Raw genomic sequence first — 17943 nt, forward strand, 5'->3', positions numbered from 1 at the left:
CTGGATGCCTGCGTCTGCTTTTCCCGCAGGCTGGGGGTAACGCACTTGATGCGGTTTTGATTAATACCTCTGGTGGCGTGACGGGCGGCGACAGGATCGACATGGCCGGATCGGTAGGTGCGGGCAGCGCGATGACCCTGACGACACAGGCGGCAGAGCGCGCCTATCGGGCACAACCCGATCAGACCGGGCGGATTACGACGCGGATTTCTGTGGGGGAAGACGCGACACTCTGCTGGCTGCCGCAAGAAATCATTCTTTTTGATGGCTGCAATCTTTCCCGCAAGCTGAAGGTCGATCTGGCCGTTGGTGCCCGGGCCCTCATTGTCGAACCTGTTGTGTTTGGCCGCACAGCGATGGGTGAAACCCTGACCGACGCCGCATTCCGTGACCGCATTGCGATCTCCCGTGGGGGGGCGCCGATTTACAGTGATGGTGTGCAAATGACTGGACATATCGTGGACCAGTTGGCAAGAAACGCCGTCGGACAAGGCATGTCCGCTATGGTGAGCGTGGTCTATGCGCATCCTCTGGCTCAGGCCCGCCTCAGCGCGGTGCGCGCCCATTTGCCGATAACGGGGGGTGCCACGCTTTTGGCTGAAAACCTGCTCGCCATTCGCATCATGGCCCAAGATAGCTACCTGCTGCGCCGCAGCCTGATGCCCATTATTGAACTGCTTTCTGGGACGACCGTTCCCAAAACCTGGAGACTTTGACCCATGCAACTCACCCCCCGTGAAAAAGACAAATTGCTGGTGGCCATGGCCGCAGAGGTGGCGCGAAAACGGCTTGCGCGGGGCGTTAGGCTGAACCACCCGGAGGCGATTGCGCTGATAACCGATGCCGTCGTTGAAGGCGCACGCGATGGGCGGTCGGTCGCGGATATGATGATGGCGGGCGCGCAAGTCATCACCCGCGATCAATGCATGGAAGGCATTCCGGAGATGATCCACGAAGTGCAGGTCGAAGCCACCTTTCCCGATGGGACCAAACTGGTCACCGTCCACAATCCGATCCGCTAGGAGGGCATGTCTATGATCCCCGGAGAAATCATGCCCAAAGAGGGCAGCCTGACCATCAACGCAGGTGCCACCGAAATCACGCTCATGGTCGCCAATACCGGCGACCGCCCAGTGCAGATCGGCAGCCATTATCATTTTGCCGAAAGCAACAGCGCGCTTGATTTTGATCGTGCTGCCGCACGCGGGCATCGGTTGAACATCGCCGCAGGCACCGCCGTGCGCTTTGAACCGGGGCAGCGCCGCGAGGTGACGCTTATTCCGTTCGGAGGCGACCGTCGCATTTTTGGATTTAATGCTGCCGTTATGGGGGATCTCTGAAATGCCCGCACACGTCACCCGCCAAGACTACGCCGCCATGTTCGGCCCCACCACCGGCGACCGCGTCCGCCTTGCCGACACCGACCTGATTATCGAGGTTGAACGTGATCTGACAACCTACGGAGAAGAGGTCAAATTCGGCGGCGGCAAAGTGATCCGCGACGGCATGGGCCAATCTCAAGTGACACGCGCCGATGGTGCGGTTGATACGGTCATTACCAATGCGCTGATCGTCGATCACTCTGGCATTTACAAGGCGGACGTCGGCCTGCGCGATGGCCGCATTCACAAGATCGGCAAAGCGGGAAACCCGGATACACAATCCGGTGTCGATATCATCGTGGGCCCCGGCACAGAGGCGATTGCCGGCGAAGGCCGCATCCTGACAGCAGGCGGTTTTGACAGCCACATCCACTTTATCTGCCCACAGCAGATGGAGGACGCGCTGCATTCTGGCATCACGACGCAACTTGGTGGTGGCACAGGCCCCGCGCACGGCACGCTGGCCACGACTTGTACGCCCGGGCCTTGGCATATCGGGCGGATGCTGCAGTCTGTCGATGCGGTGCCGATGAATATCGGGCTGTCTGGCAAAGGCAATGCCTCGCAACCTGCCGCTTTGGTGGAGATGGTTAATGCGGGTGCTTGCGCGCTGAAACTCCACGAGGATTGGGGGACAACCCCCGCCGCCATTGATTGCTGCCTGTCTGTGGCCGACGACATGGATGTGCAGGTGATGATCCATACGGACACGCTCAACGAAAGCGGGTTTGTGGAAAACACCGTCGCGGCTATCGCCGGGCGCACGATCCATGCGTTCCATACCGAAGGGGCAGGGGGCGGGCATGCGCCGGATATCATCAAGATCTGTGGCGATGAAAACGTCCTGCCATCATCAACCAATCCAACGCGACCCTTTACTGTGAACACGTTGGAAGAGCATCTCGATATGCTGATGGTCTGCCACCACCTTGACAAATCCATCCCAGAGGACGTGGCTTTTGCCGAAAGCCGTATTCGCCGCGAGACCATCGCGGCAGAGGATATCCTGCACGATATGGGCGCGTTCTCCATCATTGCGTCCGACAGTCAAGCGATGGGGCGCGTGGGTGAGGTTTTGATCCGCACATGGCAAACCGCGGACAAGATGAAAAAGCAACGCGGGCGACTGTCTGAGGAAACCGGTGAGAACGATAACTTCCGTGTCCGTCGTTATATCGCGAAATACACGATCAACCCCGCAATCGCGCATGGGATCAGCAAAGAGATCGGCTCCGTGACCGAGGGCAAGCGCGCTGATCTGGTGCTTTGGGATCCGGCATTCTTTGGCGTGAAGCCTGAAATGATTTTGATGGGCGGTATGATTGTCTGTGCGCAAATGGGCGACCCGAATGCTTCGATCCCGACGCCGCAACCGGTATATACGCGGCCCATGTTCGGCGCCATGGGGGGCGCCGTCAGCCATAATGCCGTCACCTTCGTCAGCGCCGCAGCGCAGGCAAATGGCATCCGCGACGTGCTGGGACTTTCCAAGCAAACTGTTGCAGTCGAAAATACACGCAACATCGGCAAGAAAGACCTGTTGCTGAACACGGCCCTCCCTCAAGTCGAAGTAAACCCGGAAACCTATGAGGTGCGCGCCGATGGCGAATTGCTGACCTGTGAACCGGCCACGGAATTGCCGATGGCCCAGCGGTATTTCATGTTCTGATGGCAGATTACACCACACAAAGCATTGCGAAAGCGGGCACTTGGGCTGACGCAATCGAAACATGCGTGTTGACCTATGAAGAGAGGTTCTTGCGCCGCAAGGTGCTGACGACGGCGCGTCAAAAGCGTATTCTAGTCGATCTGGCCCATACCACATCGCTGGATCACGGGGATGCGTTTGTGCTGGCCGATGGGCGTTTCGTTGAAATCATCGCCGCAAAGGAGCCGCTCTTGCAGATTACAGGCGATCTGGTGCAACTGGCCTGGCATATCGGAAACCGGCATACGCCTTGTCAGATCGAGGACGGGCGGCTGTTGATACAGAACGATCCGGTGATCGGGCATATGTTGGAACATCTAGGTGCATCGGTAAAAGAGGTGCTTGAACCTTTTACCCCCGAAGGTGGCGCCTATGGTCACGGTCGCACACATAGTCACGAACATGGGGCCACCGCCCATGCCCACTAAGGCAATCCTGACGCTCAGCCAATGGCTGTCACCGTCTTATCCGTTGGGCAGTTTTGCCTTTTCGCACGGGCTCGAAGCCGCCTTGGCGGCTGGCTGGGTCAGCGATGCCGCGTCCTTGAAGGACTGGTTGGCCGATGTGCTGACAGATGGGTCCGGCTGGTCAGATGCGGTGCTTCTGAATGCGGCGTTTCTGGCGCAAGATCGCAAAGATTTGCAGTCCGTTGATGTCACCGGTCGGGCCTTTGCCGCCAGCGCCGAACGGTTGCGCGAAAATGTGAACCAAGGGGCCGCCTTTGCGCGCACGGTGCAGGGAACTTCTGAAATGGTGCTCCCCGATGTTGTCTTTCCGGTCGCTGTCGGCTGGGCTGCAAAGCAATCAGAACTGCCGCGTGATCTGACCCTTGCGCTCTATCTACAGGCCTTTGTCAGCAATATCGTGATGGCCTGTGTCCGCCTGATGCCGCTGGGCCAGACAGCAGGGCAACAGGTGATCCAAGACCTCGCTCCTTTGTGTGAGGTGACGGCTGCGAAGGCGCTGGCCTCTGTTTTGGATGATCTCTACTCCAACACTTTCCTGTCTGACATCGCGGCGATGCGCCATGAGGTCCAGCAACCAAGGCTTTTCCAGTCATGACCCAATTGAACGGCCCCCTGCGCGTCGGCATCGGCGGCCCGGTAGGTGCTGGCAAAACCACCCTGACGGCGCGTCTGGCACAGCTTTTGCACCCTGAGATTTCAATCGGGGTGATTACCAACGACATCTATACTCAAGAGGACGCAGAGGCGCTGACGCGTATGCAAATACTGCCGGCAGACAGAATTATTGGCGTGGAAACAGGGGGTTGCCCACATACAGCCATCCGCGAAGACGCCAGTATAAACCTCGCGGCGGTCGCCCTGATGCAGAAACGACATCCGGATGTTGAAGTGGTATTGATCGAATCCGGCGGCGACAATCTGTCTGCCACTTTCAGCCCTGAGCTGGCAGATATGACGCTTTATGTGATCGACGTGGCCGCAGGCGAGGAAATCCCGCGCAAGGGCGGACCTGCGATCACAAAGTCGGATGTGCTGGTCATCAACAAGACAGATCTGGCCCCGCATGTCGGCGCTTCGTTGGAGGTGATGCAACGGGACGCCACGCGGATGCGGGCGGGCAAACCCTTCGTGTTCACCTCTTTGAAAGATGGCAGGGGTGCCGATGAGGTCCTTGCCCTGCTGCGCCGGATCGGTGGGATTTGACCGAGCGCAGAATGTCGCGCGCGGCGCGCATCATTTCCATGACAATACCGGGCGAAGGCACTACGCTGGCAGCATGAAAATGCTTCACGTTTCCCTTGCCTGTTTGCTGTCCACGGGGGCAATCGCACAAGTCCTGCCCGCGCCTTTGACGGACGCGGATTACTTCGACGTTGATATGAAAGAGGCGCGGCTGGGCCAGCTTTTATTCTATGATCCGATCCTGTCGGGCAATCGCCAAATCGCATGTGCGACTTGCCACCAACCCGATCTTGGCACTTCTGACGGGCTCTCTCTTTCTTTCGGCGACGGAGGTATCGGCTTTGGACCGGGTCGATATGCGGATCCCGATAACATGCCTGAAAAGCGTATCCCGCGGAATTCGCCCGCATTGTTCAATGTCGGCGCACGTGGCTTCACGGTGATGTTCCATGATGGCCGTCTGGAGCTGGACCCCAGCCAGCCAAGCGGCATTCGGACGCCCTTGGGCGAAGAGATGATGACAGGTTTTAATTCGCTGCTGTCTGCGCAAACGATGTTTCCGGTGCTGAGCCGGGATGAGATGGCCGGCTCCTATAGTGAAAATGATGTGGCAAAGCTGGTCCGTCAGGGGATCATCACGGGAGAGGGCGGCGCATGGGATGTACTGTCGCACCGTGTGGCAGCACTGCCTGAATATGCGGATGCCTTTGTGGATGTCTATCCGCACATCACAGGCCCAGATGACATTGCTTTTACCGATATCTCGAACGCGATTGCTGCATTCGTTGCGATGGAATGGCGCAGTGACAGCGCGCCCTTTGACGCAGTTCTGGCTGGCGAAGCCACGCTTGAAGGCCCCGCAAAAGCCGGCATGGAGCTTTTTTATGGTGCGGCAGGCTGCGCCGCCTGCCATTCCGGACCGCTTCTCACGGATCAGAAATTCTATGCGATGGGCGCACCGCAGCTTGGCCCCGGAAAGGCGGCTACGTTTGAGACCCATACCCGCGATGACGGGCGTTTCCGTGTGACGGGTCGTGGGGAAGACCGCTATGCCTTTCGCACGCCTTCCTTGCGCAATGTGGCCCTGACAGCGCCCTACGGACATGCGGGCGGGCATCGTGATCTGGCGCAGTTTGTCGCCGATCACGCGCGGCCCGGCGAAAGCCTTGCCACATATGACCGCACACAGGCCATCTTGCCCGCGTTCGCGGCCAAGGATTTTGAGGTCATGGATGATCCGGCTCAAGTTGCGGCGATCGCGGCTGCTGTGACGACAGTGCCCGTGACGTTGCAATCACAAGACATCGAAAATCTTGTCGCGTTCCTTGAAACGCTGACCGATCCGGTGTCGATTTCAGGGCGGCTGGGCGTGCCGGAGACGGTGCCAAGCGGCTTGGAAGTCCCGACGGTGAATAAATAGGAACCGGCAGCGACAGTGCTGTACCGCAGTTTTCTGCTAGGGTTTCTTGAGCGTCACGGCCTGCCCGGCGAGAACAGCATGTTCGCTTTCAGAGCCATCCGGCCATGAAACCGTGACCAGCGCTTGCGTGGCGTCGCCCAGTCCGACATGCCGTCCGACCATCTGTCCGCCTGCATGTCCGCCGCCGATGACGTGCTGGAGTATCTGCGTGGTCTCTTGCGTTTTGACGATGATGATTGCGCCAATCGCGAAAGGGTTTGCACCATCCTGCCGCAGGTCCACGTTTATCCAGCCCCCGGTTTGCGCGGTGACATTTCGGTAAAGCTCAAGCGGTGCGCGCCGGTTTGAGACAATCAAATCCTGGCGCCCGTCGCCATCAAAATCGACCAGTGCGGCGCCACGCGACCGCTCAGTCGTTGCGACCCCTGCGGTGGCGGCTGTTTCTGTGAAAGTGCCGTCTGCATTTTGCATCAGCAGGTTATTGGGGTCTTCCATCGCCATGCCCGGCATCTGGTCAACATTGCCTTTCGCGATGAAAAGGTCCGCGCGGCTGTCGTTGTTGATGTCCCCGAATTCGGCGTGCCATCCCGTCGAAGGACGCCCGTCGTCGCCCACATGGGGTCTTTGCGAATAGGTTCCAATTGTGAATGGCGCCGCGCGGTAGGTGCCGTCCTCCTGCGCCAATTGCAAAAGCTGGTCGCCCATTGAGGTCAGCATCACCTCATCGCGCCCATCCGCGTTCAGGTCGCGGCTGGCAATCCCCATCCCCCAGAGCGAGACATTGTTCCAACCGTCCTCCGGCCCCAGAAAACGTGCCTCCGCAATGTCCCACATCTGCTCATATCCGCCAGAAACATAGTAGTGCCTGTCGTTCGACAACCGCAGCGTCAGTCGCCCGCGCGCATCGTTGGCCGCCAGGATCGAGAGTGGACAGAACCCCGGAGTGAGCTTTTGTGCGCGATACCCCGTCTCATCGGGGCGCAGGATATAATTGTCGTCGCAGGCTTCAAACGGCCCGTCGGGGTTCGAGCGGTCCACATAATTGCCAATTGCCAGGGTTGGACGGGTTGCACCGGATTCCCACCATGCGGTGAAGGCCGTACTCCAATTGTCATCGACGGGCAGGCCCGTTCTCTCTGATGTGTCGGCAAAGACGCAATCACCCTGGCCTTGCAGGATCTTGTTTGCACCCACACGCAGCACAAAGAGATCAAGCACCGCATCCCCGTCGATATCAATCGGATAGGCGCCAGTGACGCCGGTCAGTTCGGGTACGTCAATGGCGGTGAATTGGAAGGCGCCGTCATTTCGGATCAGCAAAGCAGGATTGCCGCCACCAGCAACGAAAATATCGGGCAGGCTGTCAGCGTTACAATCCAGAACGGCGATACCCCCACCGACAAAATGCTCCCATCCGCCACCGTAGACATGCGGTGGCAATCTGTCAGAGAGGTCTTCAAAGCGCGGCTCTGCCACCGTCGAAGTGGCGATGAGGCAGAGAATGGGCGTGAGATTTTTCAAGGGTTTGAGACCTTTATGCCGCCGACCAGAGTGTCCGTCACCGCTGCAAGGCAGATGGCCGTTGCGCCACGCGCCCAGACGAAATCATCCCATGGATGCACAACCAATTCGCATGGTTTGCGTCCGTTGGCGAGGGTCAGGTCCTGCATCTGTTCAAAGACTTCCCGCGTGAAAAGAAAGTCGTCCTGCATCTGTGCGCTGGAAAGAATGATAAGCGGCGGATCAAAGAGTTGGACAACATTTGAGAGGCCGACCGCCAGATACCGCCCCGCACGGTGATAGATTGTTTCGGCTGCGACATCACCCGATTTGGCGCTTCTGAAGAGCTGTTTCAGCAGGTCTTTGGGGTCGGGCGGTGATGCCTCTTGGGTGTCCAGCGCAATTGCCGCTTCCCGCGCGAGAGCGTAGTCGCCAAGATACGCCTCCAGGCACCCGCGCTGGCCACATCGACACAATGCACCGTCCAGTTGCACCTTCGTGTGCCCCAGTTCCAACCCGACGCCATGGGTGCCGCGATAGAGCGCATTATCAACGACAAGGCCCATTCCGACGCCGTTTTCGATGGTGACTACTGCAAAATCGGTTTTATCGCGCCCAACGCCGAACCACAGCTCTGAGAGCGTTAGCATATTGGTGTCATTATCCAGAAAAAGCGGCATATCAAACCGCGCAGCAAATCCTGCATGTAGTGAAACATTGGTGTCTTTGAGCAGCGAGGACCAAATGATCGCATTGCATTGCTGATCGACGATACCGGGCAGTCCGATTCCGACAGCCTTGACCTTCGCGATCGGAATTTCGGCGGTTTGCATGAGCGCTTCGATCAATACCGCAATCTCGCTCAGCAGTTGCGCGGTAGAGCGTCGTGCATCGGGGACCGGCAGCATTTCCTGTGCCACGACATTGCCCGCAAAATCAGACAAAACAGCCGAATGCCGTTGAAAAGCCAATTTAATTCCAATGACATAGGCGGCCTGTGGGACGACCTCCAGGGCGACGGGTGGTCTGCCGCGCCCGTAGTCTTCGCGGGCAGGGGTATCCACTTCGCGCAAGATACCGGATGCGATCAGGTCTGCCGTTTGCGTCGTCGCACTGCCTGCGCTAATGTTGAGTGACCGGGTGATGTCTGCGCGGGCCGTCTGCCCAGCCGCGCGGACCCGCTCGAATATCTGTTGACGCAGAGGCGTTGCATTGGGACGGTCATGCTGAAGTAATGGACCGCAGCCTGACGATTCCCCGATCTCTGCGATATAATTTATCATGTAAACTTATTACCCCAGTAGGGCCCTCCCCGGCACCGGTTCCGGGTTGCTCCATCACCGATAATGGGAGGTTCTTTTAATTTTTTGCCCCCGTCAATCATTTTTTATTTTGCAAAATGAATTAAATGGTGCAAGATGATGGCGAGTCGAAGAACTCGGGCCCTGCTGGGAGGCGGGCTAATCATGTTAAGGGAGGAACCACATGAATAAGTATATTATCGCCGCAGCAGTTGCGGTCACTGGCTTTAGCTCAGCCGCAATTGCCGACGGAAACAGTGTTACGGTCGGTGTAAGCTGGTCGGATTTCCAGGAAGAGCGTTGGAAGACCGACGAGGCGGCCATGTTGGGTGCTTTGGACGCGGCTGGCGCGCACTACCTGTCCGCTGATGCGCAGTCTTCTGCGACAAAGCAGTTGGCTGACGTTGAAAGCCTTATCACACAAGGCGTTGACGCGCTTATCATTCTTGCACAAGACGGCGGCTCCATCGGCCCGGCACTTGATGCGGCCGAAGCTGCGGGTATTCCTGTCATCGGTTACGACCGTTTGATCGAAGATCCACGCGCATTCTACCTGACATTCGACAACGTCGAGGTCGGTCGTATGCAGGCGCAGGCTGTTTTTGACGTGCAGCCGTCCGGCAACTACGTTTTCATCAAAGGTTCACCGACTGATCCGAACTCTGACTTCCTGCGTGGCGGTCAGCAAGAGGTGCTTCAGGCGGCAATCGACAGCGGTGCAATCACTGTTGTGGGTGAGGCCTACACAGATGGCTGGCAGCCATCAAATGCGCAGCGCAACATGGAGCAGATCCTGACACAGACCAACAACGAAGTTGATGCGGTTGTTGCATCCAACGACGGTACTGCTGGTGGTGTTGTTGCGGCCCTGGCCGCACAGGGCATGGACGGCCTGCCGGTATCCGGTCAGGACGGCGACCACGCTGCGCTGAACCGTGTTGCACTTGGCACCCAGACAGTGTCCGTCTGGAAAGACAGCCGTGAACTGGGCCGTAATGCGGGCGAAATCGCTGTTGCATTGGCCGGTGGCGCAATGCTGTCCGACGTTGATGGTGCGATGGACTTCACCTCACCTGGTGGCGTAACAGTGACATCCATGTTGTTGGCACCTCAGCCAATCACGCAGGACAACCTGAACCTCGTGCTGGAAGCTGGCTGGATCGAGAAAGACGTCCTTTGCCAGGGTGTCTCCGGTCTCGCTGTTTGCGAATAATCTGACGGCAATGAAAAGGGCCTCATCCGTCGTAACGGGTGAGGCTACTTTGTAATCAACCCAGCCATGGGTTGAAGGGGAGGGAACCTATGTCCAACGGGCTCGGGAGTTTTATCAAAACATTGCAGATCGACACGCGTTTGCTAGGCATGATTGGTGCCTTCGTCGCTATCTCTTTGGTGTTTCACGTCGCAACCGGGGGCACATTCCTGACCCCGCGTAACCTATTCACACTGACATTGCAGACTGCTTCGGTCGCGGTGATGGCAACCGGTATGGTCTTTGTGATCGTGACCCGGAACATTGACCTGTCAATCGGCTCCATGCTTGGCATCATCGGGATGCTGATGGGCGTTATTCAGGTGCAAATCCTGCCAGATTTTGTGGGCTTCGGAAGCCCGTCGATCTGGATCATCACGGTGACCGTTGGCCTGCTGCTTGGTGCTGCGATTGGCGGTTTCCAGGGCTGGTTAATCGGCTATCTGGCGATCCCGTCATTTATTGTCACCTTGGGTGGATTGCTGATTTGGCGCGGCGGCGCTTGGTGGGTGTCCAAAGGCACGACGATTTCGCCCCTTGATCCGAATTTCGTGATGCTTGGCGGGGCCTCTGGTACCATCGGTGTAGCGGCAAGTTGGGCGCTGGCGATAGTCGGGTCGGTTCTGGCGGTTCTTTTCCTCATCAATACACGGCGCAAGCACATCAGCCACGACTTTGCGGTAAAACCGCTATGGGCCGAATATGCGCTGGGTGCGATCCTTGTGGGCGCGATCACCGGCGTTACCGCGATCTTGAACGCCTACCTTGTCCCGACGCGCATTCTGGAGCGCCGCTTTGCCGCTGATGGGCTGGTCATGCCGGAAGGCTACACCGAAGCATACGGCTTCCCGATTTCGGTTCTGATCGTGCTGGCTGTGACAATCGGCATGACGCTGGTTGCAAAGAAAACGCGTTTTGGCCGTTACGTCTTTGCAATGGGTGGTAATCCTGACGCAGCAGAGCTTTCGGGCATCAACACGCGCTTGCTGACCGTCAAGGTCTTTGCTCTGATGGGCGCATTGACAGCGATTGCCGCGGTGATCGCATCAGCACGGCTGGGCTCTGCGGGCTCTTCACTGGGCGAGCTTGACGAATTGCGCGTAATTGCGGCTGCCGTGATTGGCGGCACTGCATTGGCGGGTGGTGTCGGTACAATCTATGGGGCCATCTTGGGTGCCTTGATTATGCAGGCGCTCGTCTCTGGCATGGGCATGGTGGGCGTTGATAGCCCCCTGCAAAACATGATCGTGGGTGGCGTGCTGATCCTCGCTGTCTGGATCGACATCGTTTACCGTCGCAAAACAGGAGATACGATATGAGTACGCCTTTGTTGGAAATGCGCAATATCTCGATCCACTTTGGCGGGATCAAAGCGGTTGATGATGTCTCTATTGACGTGATGCCTGGTGAAGTTGTGGGCCTTCTGGGCCACAACGGTGCTGGCAAGTCGACCCTGATTAAAATCCTGTCGGGTGCATATAAGAAAGACGCAGGCGAGATCTATGTCGATGGCAAGAAGGTTGAAATCCACAGCCCCATTGATGCCCGCGAACACAACATTGAGACGATCTACCAGACGCTCGCGCTGTCGGATAACCTTGATGCCGCGTCGAACCTGTTTCTTGGGCGTGAGATCACGACCAAGTTTGGTTTGCTGGATGATACCGCGATGGAGGCGGAATCGCGCAAGATCATGGCGCGCCTGAACCCGAACTTTCAGCGCTTCTCTGAGCCTGTGCGTTCACTCTCAGGTGGTCAGCGCCAGTCCGTGGCGATTGCGCGCGCCGTGTATTTTAACGCGCGTATCCTGATTATGGACGAACCCACAGCGGCATTGGGTGTGCATGAAACGGCGATGGTTGCAGATCTGATTAAGGAGCTGAAGGCCCAGGGCCTTGGCATCTTCCTGATTAGCCACGACACGCGCGAAATGATGGACCTTTGCGACCGCGTATCGGTGATGAAGAACGGTCAGCTGATCGGTACAGAGCGTGTTGAGGACGTCACAGAAGATGACATCCTGTCGATGATTATCATGGGCAAGAACCCCAAACAGGCTGCTTAATGTTCATCGGCCTTGATCTGGGGACATCCGGTCTCAAGGCTGTACTCATTGACGGGGCGCAGGCAATTTTGGCGGAGGCCACTGCGCCCCTGACCGCCAGTCGTCCACAGTCAGGTTGGTCAGAACAAGACCCTGCTGATTGGCTGGAAGCAGCCGATCAGGTGATGCAGGCACTGGGCGCGCAGCGATCGCTCGACGCGGTTCAGGGCATTGGCTTGTCGGGGCAAATGCATGGCGCGACACTGCTTGATGCGTCAGACACCGTTCTGCGCCCGTGTATCCTCTGGAATGATACGCGATCAGTTGATGAAGCCGCCGGGCTGGACGCTGACCCCCAATTTCGCGCGCTGACAGGCAACATTGTCTTTCCAGGCTTTACTGCGCCAAAGCTTGCATGGGTAGCGAAACATGAGCCGGATTTCTTCGCTAGACTTGCGCGTGTCTTGTTGCCCAAGGATTATGTGCGGCTTTGGCTGACCGGTGAAGCCGTTGCTGAGATGTCAGATGCTGCCGGAACAAGCTGGCTTGATGTGGGCAAGCGCGATTGGTCGGATGACCTGCTCGCTGCGACACAAATGACCCGCGCACAGATGCCGCGTTTGGTTGAAGGGTCTGATGTCTCCGGCGTCTTGCGCGACACGCTTGCTGCCCGTTGGGGATTGCCCAAAGGTGTCGTGGTCGCAGGTGGTGGCGGTGACAACGCGGCCAGCGCCGTCGGCGTCGGCGTTGTGCAAGCCGGCGATGCCTTTGTATCGCTGGGAACGTCTGGCGTGCTTTTTGCGGCCTCAGATGCCTATCATCCAGATGCTGCGACGGCGGTCCATAGCTTTTGCCACGCGCTGCCGAATACATGGCATCAGATGGGCGTTATCCTTGCCGCCGCTGATGCCTTGAACTGGTTTGCAGGTGTCACCGGGCGGCCTCCTGCTGAATTGACGCACGCTCTGGGACCGTTGCAAGCACCCGCGCGCCCTTTGTTCTTGCCCTATCTTGGCGGCGAGCGCACACCACATAATGATGCCAATATTCGTGCGGCATTTCTTCATCTCGACCACAGCCTCGACACGGTCTCCATGACGCGTGTTGTCTTGGAAGGGGTGACCCATGCCATACGCGACAGCTTTGATGCGCTTTCGGCGACGGGCACCAAGATTGACCGATTGATCGCCGTCGGTGGTGGATCGAAATCTGACTATTGGGTGCAGGCGATTGCCACGTCACTCGACATTGCCATCGACTTACCCGTATCGGGTGACTTTGGCGGCGCATTCGGCGCAGCACGCCTCGGCATGATGGCCGCAACCGGGGCAGGCGCAGAGATTGCCACCCGCCCGGACATCGCACGCACCATTGTGCCGGACCCAAGCCTGACTGCCTCATTCGCTCAGGCACACGCGCGCTACCGCGACAGCTATGTCGCGTTGAAAGGACTGACATGACCGACTTTTTCAAAGACATCCCTGCCATTTCCTATAAAGGACCGCAAAGCGACGACGACTATGCGTTCCGCCACTACAACCCTGATGAAATGGTCATGGGCAAGCCAATGAAGGACCATCTGCGGTTTGCCGCCGCCTATTGGCATTCCTTCGCATGGCCCGGCGGGGACCCGTTCGGAGGGCAGACTTTTGAACGTCCATGGTTTGGCGACACGATGGATGCCGCGCGCATGAAAGCGGATGTGGCGTTTGAGATGTTCCAGATCCTCGGTGTGCCATACTTCTGTTTTCATGATGCAGATGTGCGACCTGAGGGGGCGCATTTTGCTGAAAGCACCAAGAACCTCGAAACAATCGTCGACTACTTCGCACAGAAGATGGAGGCGACGGGTGTCAAACTGCTCTGGGGCACCGCGAACCTGTTCTCAAACCGTCGCTTTATGGGCGGTGCTGCAACCAACCCTGACCCCGATGTGTTCGCCTATTCTGCCGCCACCATAAAGACCTGCATGGATGCCACCATGAAGCTTGGCGGAGAGAATTACGTGCTGTGGGGCGGTCGTGAAGGCTATGAGACGCTTTTGAACACCGACATGGGGCGTGAGCGCCAGCAGGCCGGTCGGATGCTGCAGATGGTTGTCGATTACAAGCATAAGATCGGCTTCAAAGGGGCGATCCTGATAGAACCCAAGCCGCAAGAACCCACCAAGCATCAGTATGACTATGATGTGGCGACGGTCTACGGTTTCCTCAAGGACTTCGGGCTTGAGGGTGAAGTAAAGATGAATATCGAGCAGGGCCACGCGATCCTTGCGGGACATTCCTTTGAACATGAACTGGCCGTCGCGCGGGAGCTGGGGATATTTGGCTCGATCGACATGAACCGCAATGACTATCAATCCGGTTGGGACACGGACCAATTCCCCAACAATGTGCCGGAAATGGCCTTGGCCTATTATGAAGTCTTGCGCGCTGGTGGTTTCACAACGGGCGGGACAAACTTTGACGCCAAGCTGCGGCGGCAGTCTTTGGACCCCGAAGACCTTATCCTGGCGCATGTCGGCGGAATGGACGCTTGTGCGGCGGGTTTGAAGGCGGCAGCGGCGATGCTGGAAGATGGCAAGCTCGAAGCGGCGCGTGATGCGCGCTATGCGGGCTGGGCCGCGCCGGACGGGGCTGCGTTGCTCAATTCAGACCTCGGCGCGATCTTTGACAAGGTCGTTGCGCAAGATATCAACCCCGACCCGCGTTCCGGGCGGCAGGAGCGTTTGGAAAATCTGGTGAACCGCTACCTGTCGTAGGCGCATACCGTCTAGAGGTATGACATGGCACATCAGGCGCAGTGCCAGACGCCTAATTTTATCACATTCTCGGAGATTGGCTGTGGTTTCTGCACCAGATTGCGGCCAGTTGAGAGGTATTGTGAGTCTCAAAGCAGTCGAATCAGATGATTCCTTCGCGGGTTTTTGTGTGAAACTCGGCAGACCAATGCATATTTCCATTTTGAAATACCTCATTCAACAATCCCGGGTTTTCCGTTTAATTACGGTGTTTGAGTGAAAAGCGACAATGTTTCGCCATATTGTTGATCCGAAATGGCCCCTAGCGCTCCCTCGTCGCGTCCCAATCTCAGTCGATAAATGACCTTGTCCCGGCCGAAAGGCTGTCAAGAAATTACCGCCCGCGCTCACACTCTAAAAAGTGCAGGCCTAAACCGACCGAGTTAGGAACTGACAAATGAAATTTGGAACAACCTTTGTTATTGGCCTTATCGTTGCAAGCATGTCCGTCGCAACTATGGCCTCCGCTGCGACATGTGCAAATCGTGCAGCTGTCGTGGATCGCCTTGAAACACGCTTCGGCGAACTGCCAATCGCAAATGCGATGAGCCCGTCAATCAATATTCTTGAGGTTTTCGCAAAACCTGAAGCAGAAACATGGACTGTCCTGTTGACGCTGCCAGAGCAACAACTGACCTGCTTGGTAAGCTCAGGTACCGGTTCGACAGACCTGCAGGCTGTCTTGCAAACGCTTTAAGCGCTTAGAGTGACACCATGGCTACCCCACAGATAGGGGTGGATACGGTAAGCTTCCATTGCAGGCACCGGACTTCTTTTCGGGAGTTCGGTGCCTGATGCTTTTGGTAAAGCCAAGTTTACTGGTGAAACCTACTGAATTTGTGCTATAATTTCATCGTGATCGCATCAGAATCTTGTTGTTAGTTTTGCGTAGTTTGTTTGTTGAGGGAATTAGATGCATTGTTTTCGCTTTACCTATCCGTTGTTGACCGCAATCATATTGTCATTGGCTGCGCCTGCTTCTTTTGCGCAGACGAGTATCTCTACCGATACATCGCAGATGACAAGCAACGAGCTCTATCAATATGCTGAAGCGCTGAGGCTTGGGCGCGGTGTCGAAGCTGATATTGACCAGGCACTGGAATTACATTCGCAGCTTGCCCAATCTGGCCGGGCGCAATCCTATGAGCGTGTGGCGCTGATTTTGCTATCACAAGATAGGTTGATTGAGGCAAAGGCCGCGCTTGAGGCCGGTCGGGACGCTGGAAATAATCTGGCACGCATGAGACTTGCCATCGCGCATGTTCGCGGCCAATTCGGTTCGCTTTCTGATCCGGCGCTGGGTGTGCGACAGCTTGAAGAATTCACGCAGAGCTCAGACAGCGCATTCGCGCGCTATGTACTCGCGCGGGCCTATCAAACGGGGACCGGGACCTCGGTTCAGCTCGAAAGGGCGAGGGCAATCTATGAAGACTTGGCGGAAGACGGACATGGTCAATCCTTGCGACAGCTTGGCGATTTCGCGCGGGATGGCACTTTTGCGGAGCCTGATTTAGCTGCAGCCGCTGATTATTATCGCGCGGCTGCCGAGAACGGGTTTGATTATGCATGGCTCATGCTGGCAAATCTGCACTTGGGAGAAGGACGTTACGCAGAGTCGATTGAAGCCTATCAAATGGCAATTGCGTCTGAGATAAGCGGCGCTGAGGCGATGTTTGCGCGCCGAAATTTCCTGGAGGAGTTCGGCCCGTTGTCAGACCGCGCCTCAGCAGCAAGGATTCTGGAAAGCAAGGCGGAAAACGGCGATGTGGATGCTGCCGCAGAAGCGCTGATACTGTGGGAGCGGAGATCGCGTCGGATCAACACGCTTGACCTGGAAGCTGTGCTTGCAATGCTCGACGAAAAAATGCGGGCCGGCGACGAGAGGGCGACGATTGCATTGGCGCGCGCATATCGGGTACTGCATTGGCGTATCCCGCAGTCGCGTGCGCGTCATGCAGAAATTGTTGCCGATTTTGGCGACCAGCTTGGAAAGTCGCGGATGCGCGAGTTGTTCTACAGCGTTTACGATCCGGAGCGTCACCCACAGTCACGCCAAGCCACCTATGAAATCGTCAGCACGCTTGAAGGCGCAGAGTTTCAATCTGCGGCGCGCGCTATTCGGGCCACAGAAAGAACGGCGTTTGTGTTCTTGCTTCAAAAAGAGCTCGAAGAGCTTGGTTACTTCAATGGCACTGCGAATGGCGTATTTAACACGCGCAGCCTGAGAGCCACGATGCGATTTTGTGAAGATCAGGGCATCGCTGACAATTGCGTGCATGGTCCATTAACATATACCGCCTCAATGGACATCATTAGAGAGCTAGCGGACGCGCGTGAATAGCAATCAACAGATACCGGAGCGTCAGAGTTTTCTAGCAAACCCGAATGAACGGGCCGTTGGCGTGTCGAGAATCTCATAACCCAGATGTGGTAATAGTTGGTCCATGACGAGCTGAACTGGAAAAGCCCTCAGCTCGTCCGGCGCATATTTTTGCGTAATTTGTGGTCTGCTTTGAAAGTAGGGAGACCCCGCCATAGACCAGTTGATTCCACACAATATCATCAACCCGCCCGGGCGCAGCATCATGTCCGCCATCACCGCTCCGAGACCGCCCGCGTCCCATGTCTTGTTTCCATTCAGAACGCAGACATCGAAGGAATGTCTGTCGCCTGTATTGAGCAAACGCTGCATCGCCCAGGTGTATGATCGTCCGGATTGAATGGGAGAAATCCACTTATCCAGTCCAAGCGCGACCGCGCGTTCCTTAACAGGATCAGGTTCTGACCCCGCAGCGGCATGAAAAGTGGTGAGTGTCCCTGCATTCTGATCTGCCAGCACAGCTGCCAAGCATAGGCTCTGACCTGGCCCCCGATGCTCCCTCATTTA

18 protein-coding genes are annotated in these 17943 nt (G+C 57.1%); 15 read left to right on the top strand and 3 right to left on the bottom strand.

The window, feature by feature from the left end; translation table 11 throughout:
* From ACFDSS_RS07630 to ACFDSS_RS07665, 8 genes are all read left to right on the top strand, one after another.
* Positions 1-716, top strand: a 716-nt coding sequence (locus ACFDSS_RS07630; protein WP_375255169.1) for an urease accessory protein UreD, incomplete at its 5' end; no start/stop codon positions are given.
* 3 nt (positions 717-719) lie between these two features.
* Positions 720-1022, top strand: coding sequence for an urease subunit gamma (locus ACFDSS_RS07635; RefSeq protein WP_375255170.1), 303 nt, complete (start codon positions 720-722; stop codon positions 1020-1022).
* A gap of 12 nt (positions 1023-1034) precedes the next feature.
* Positions 1035-1340 carry an urease subunit beta gene (locus tag ACFDSS_RS07640; RefSeq protein WP_375255186.1) on the top strand — a complete coding sequence of 102 codons (306 nt, stop codon included), beginning with the start codon at positions 1035-1037 and terminating at the stop codon, positions 1338-1340.
* A gap of 1 nt (position 1341) precedes the next feature.
* Positions 1342-3051, top strand: coding sequence for an urease subunit alpha (ureC, locus tag ACFDSS_RS07645; RefSeq protein WP_375255171.1), 1710 nt, complete (start codon positions 1342-1344; stop codon positions 3049-3051).
* Entirely contained in the window at positions 3051-3518 is a 468-nt protein-coding gene (locus tag ACFDSS_RS07650) for an urease accessory protein UreE (protein ID WP_375255172.1), read from the top strand. The genes ureC and ACFDSS_RS07650 overlap by 1 nt, the downstream gene beginning before the upstream one ends.
* Entirely contained in the window at positions 3508-4152 is a 645-nt protein-coding gene (locus ACFDSS_RS07655) for an urease accessory protein UreF (RefSeq protein ID WP_375255173.1), read from the top strand. Before ACFDSS_RS07650 ends, ACFDSS_RS07655 begins: the two co-directional genes overlap by 11 nt.
* The gene (ureG, locus tag ACFDSS_RS07660) at positions 4149-4760 is read left to right on the top strand and encodes an urease accessory protein UreG (RefSeq protein WP_375255174.1); all 612 of its coding nucleotides are present in this window, start codon (positions 4149-4151) and stop codon (positions 4758-4760) included. The genes ACFDSS_RS07655 and ureG overlap by 4 nt, the downstream gene beginning before the upstream one ends.
* Positions 4761-4833: 73 nt before the next feature.
* Entirely contained in the window at positions 4834-6159 is a 1326-nt protein-coding gene (locus ACFDSS_RS07665; RefSeq protein WP_375255175.1) for a cytochrome-c peroxidase, read from the top strand.
* Positions 6160-6195: 36 nt separating this feature from the next.
* On the opposite strand, the gene ACFDSS_RS07670 is transcribed toward ACFDSS_RS07665, so the two are convergent.
* Together ACFDSS_RS07670 and ACFDSS_RS07675 are read right to left on the bottom strand one after the other, a co-directional pair.
* Positions 6196-7680 (bottom strand): CRTAC1 family protein, encoded by a 1485-nt coding sequence (locus ACFDSS_RS07670; RefSeq protein ID WP_375255176.1) that lies wholly within the window; start codon positions 7678-7680, stop codon positions 6196-6198.
* Complete coding sequence (locus ACFDSS_RS07675) at positions 7677-8942, bottom strand: ROK family protein (RefSeq protein ID WP_375255177.1); 1266 nt, start codon at positions 8940-8942, stop codon at positions 7677-7679. Before ACFDSS_RS07675 ends, ACFDSS_RS07670 begins: the two co-directional genes overlap by 4 nt.
* Positions 8943-9144: 202 nt before the next feature.
* Between ACFDSS_RS07675 and xylF the strand changes: the two genes are divergently transcribed.
* From xylF to ACFDSS_RS07710, 7 genes are all read left to right on the top strand, one after another.
* Positions 9145-10173: a D-xylose ABC transporter substrate-binding protein gene (gene xylF / locus ACFDSS_RS07680; RefSeq protein ID WP_375255178.1), complete on the top strand. Its 1029-nt coding sequence runs from the start codon at positions 9145-9147 to the stop codon at positions 10171-10173.
* A gap of 89 nt (positions 10174-10262) precedes the next feature.
* Positions 10263-11531, top strand: a complete 1269-nt coding sequence (locus ACFDSS_RS07685) for a sugar ABC transporter permease (protein ID WP_375255179.1) — start codon at positions 10263-10265, stop codon at positions 11529-11531.
* Positions 11528-12277: an ATP-binding cassette domain-containing protein gene (locus tag ACFDSS_RS07690; protein WP_375255180.1), complete on the top strand. Its 750-nt coding sequence runs from the start codon at positions 11528-11530 to the stop codon at positions 12275-12277. The genes ACFDSS_RS07685 and ACFDSS_RS07690 overlap by 4 nt, the downstream gene beginning before the upstream one ends.
* The gene (gene xylB / locus ACFDSS_RS07695; protein WP_375255181.1) at positions 12277-13716 is read left to right on the top strand and encodes a xylulokinase; all 1440 of its coding nucleotides are present in this window, start codon (positions 12277-12279) and stop codon (positions 13714-13716) included. Before ACFDSS_RS07690 ends, xylB begins: the two co-directional genes overlap by 1 nt.
* Positions 13713-15017: a xylose isomerase gene (xylA, locus tag ACFDSS_RS07700; RefSeq protein ID WP_375255182.1), complete on the top strand. Its 1305-nt coding sequence runs from the start codon at positions 13713-13715 to the stop codon at positions 15015-15017. Before xylB ends, xylA begins: the two co-directional genes overlap by 4 nt.
* 436 nt (positions 15018-15453) lie before the next feature.
* Entirely contained in the window at positions 15454-15753 is a 300-nt protein-coding gene (locus ACFDSS_RS07705; protein ID WP_375255183.1) for a hypothetical protein, read from the top strand.
* Between the two features lie 321 nt (positions 15754-16074).
* Complete coding sequence (locus ACFDSS_RS07710; RefSeq protein ID WP_375255184.1) at positions 16075-17397, top strand: hypothetical protein; 1323 nt, start codon at positions 16075-16077, stop codon at positions 17395-17397.
* A 21-nt stretch (positions 17398-17418) separates the two neighbouring features.
* On the opposite strand, the gene ACFDSS_RS07715 is transcribed toward ACFDSS_RS07710, so the two are convergent.
* Positions 17419-17904 (bottom strand): hypothetical protein, encoded by a 486-nt coding sequence (locus ACFDSS_RS07715; protein ID WP_375255185.1) that lies wholly within the window; start codon positions 17902-17904, stop codon positions 17419-17421.
* Positions 17905-17943: the final 39 nt, after the last annotated feature.

Origin of the sequence: Yoonia sp. (assembly GCF_042093035.1) — a bacterium.
Classification (GTDB): Bacteria; Pseudomonadota; Alphaproteobacteria; order Rhodobacterales; family Rhodobacteraceae; genus Yoonia.

Excerpts from the sequence above, each read along its gene's own strand:
- ACFDSS_RS07685 (WP_375255179.1), top strand. The coding sequence starts at position 10,263 with ATGTCCAACGGGCTCGGGAGTTTTATCAAAACATTGCAGATCGACACG.
- ACFDSS_RS07665 (WP_375255175.1), top strand. The coding sequence starts at position 4,834 with ATGAAAATGCTTCACGTTTCCCTTGCCTGTTTGCTGTCCACGGGGGCA.
- xylB (WP_375255181.1), top strand. The coding sequence starts at position 12,277 with ATGTTCATCGGCCTTGATCTGGGGACATCCGGTCTCAAGGCTGTACTC.
- ACFDSS_RS07690 (WP_375255180.1), top strand. The coding sequence starts at position 11,528 with ATGAGTACGCCTTTGTTGGAAATGCGCAATATCTCGATCCACTTTGGC.
- xylA (WP_375255182.1), top strand. The coding sequence starts at position 13,713 with ATGACCGACTTTTTCAAAGACATCCCTGCCATTTCCTATAAAGGACCG.
- ACFDSS_RS07710 (WP_375255184.1), top strand. The coding sequence starts at position 16,075 with ATGACAAGCAACGAGCTCTATCAATATGCTGAAGCGCTGAGGCTTGGG.
- ACFDSS_RS07635 (WP_375255170.1), top strand. The coding sequence starts at position 720 with ATGCAACTCACCCCCCGTGAAAAAGACAAATTGCTGGTGGCCATGGCC.
- xylF (WP_375255178.1), top strand. The coding sequence starts at position 9,145 with ATGAATAAGTATATTATCGCCGCAGCAGTTGCGGTCACTGGCTTTAGC.
- ureG (WP_375255174.1), top strand. The coding sequence starts at position 4,149 with ATGACCCAATTGAACGGCCCCCTGCGCGTCGGCATCGGCGGCCCGGTA.
- ureC (WP_375255171.1), top strand. The coding sequence starts at position 1,342 with ATGCCCGCACACGTCACCCGCCAAGACTACGCCGCCATGTTCGGCCCC.
- ACFDSS_RS07640 (WP_375255186.1), top strand. The coding sequence starts at position 1,035 with ATGATCCCCGGAGAAATCATGCCCAAAGAGGGCAGCCTGACCATCAAC.
- ACFDSS_RS07675 (WP_375255177.1), bottom strand. The coding sequence starts at position 8,942 with ATGATAAATTATATCGCAGAGATCGGGGAATCGTCAGGCTGCGGTCCA.
- ACFDSS_RS07705 (WP_375255183.1), top strand. The coding sequence starts at position 15,454 with ATGAAATTTGGAACAACCTTTGTTATTGGCCTTATCGTTGCAAGCATG.
- ACFDSS_RS07650 (WP_375255172.1), top strand. The coding sequence starts at position 3,051 with ATGGCAGATTACACCACACAAAGCATTGCGAAAGCGGGCACTTGGGCT.
- ACFDSS_RS07655 (WP_375255173.1), top strand. The coding sequence starts at position 3,508 with ATGCCCACTAAGGCAATCCTGACGCTCAGCCAATGGCTGTCACCGTCT.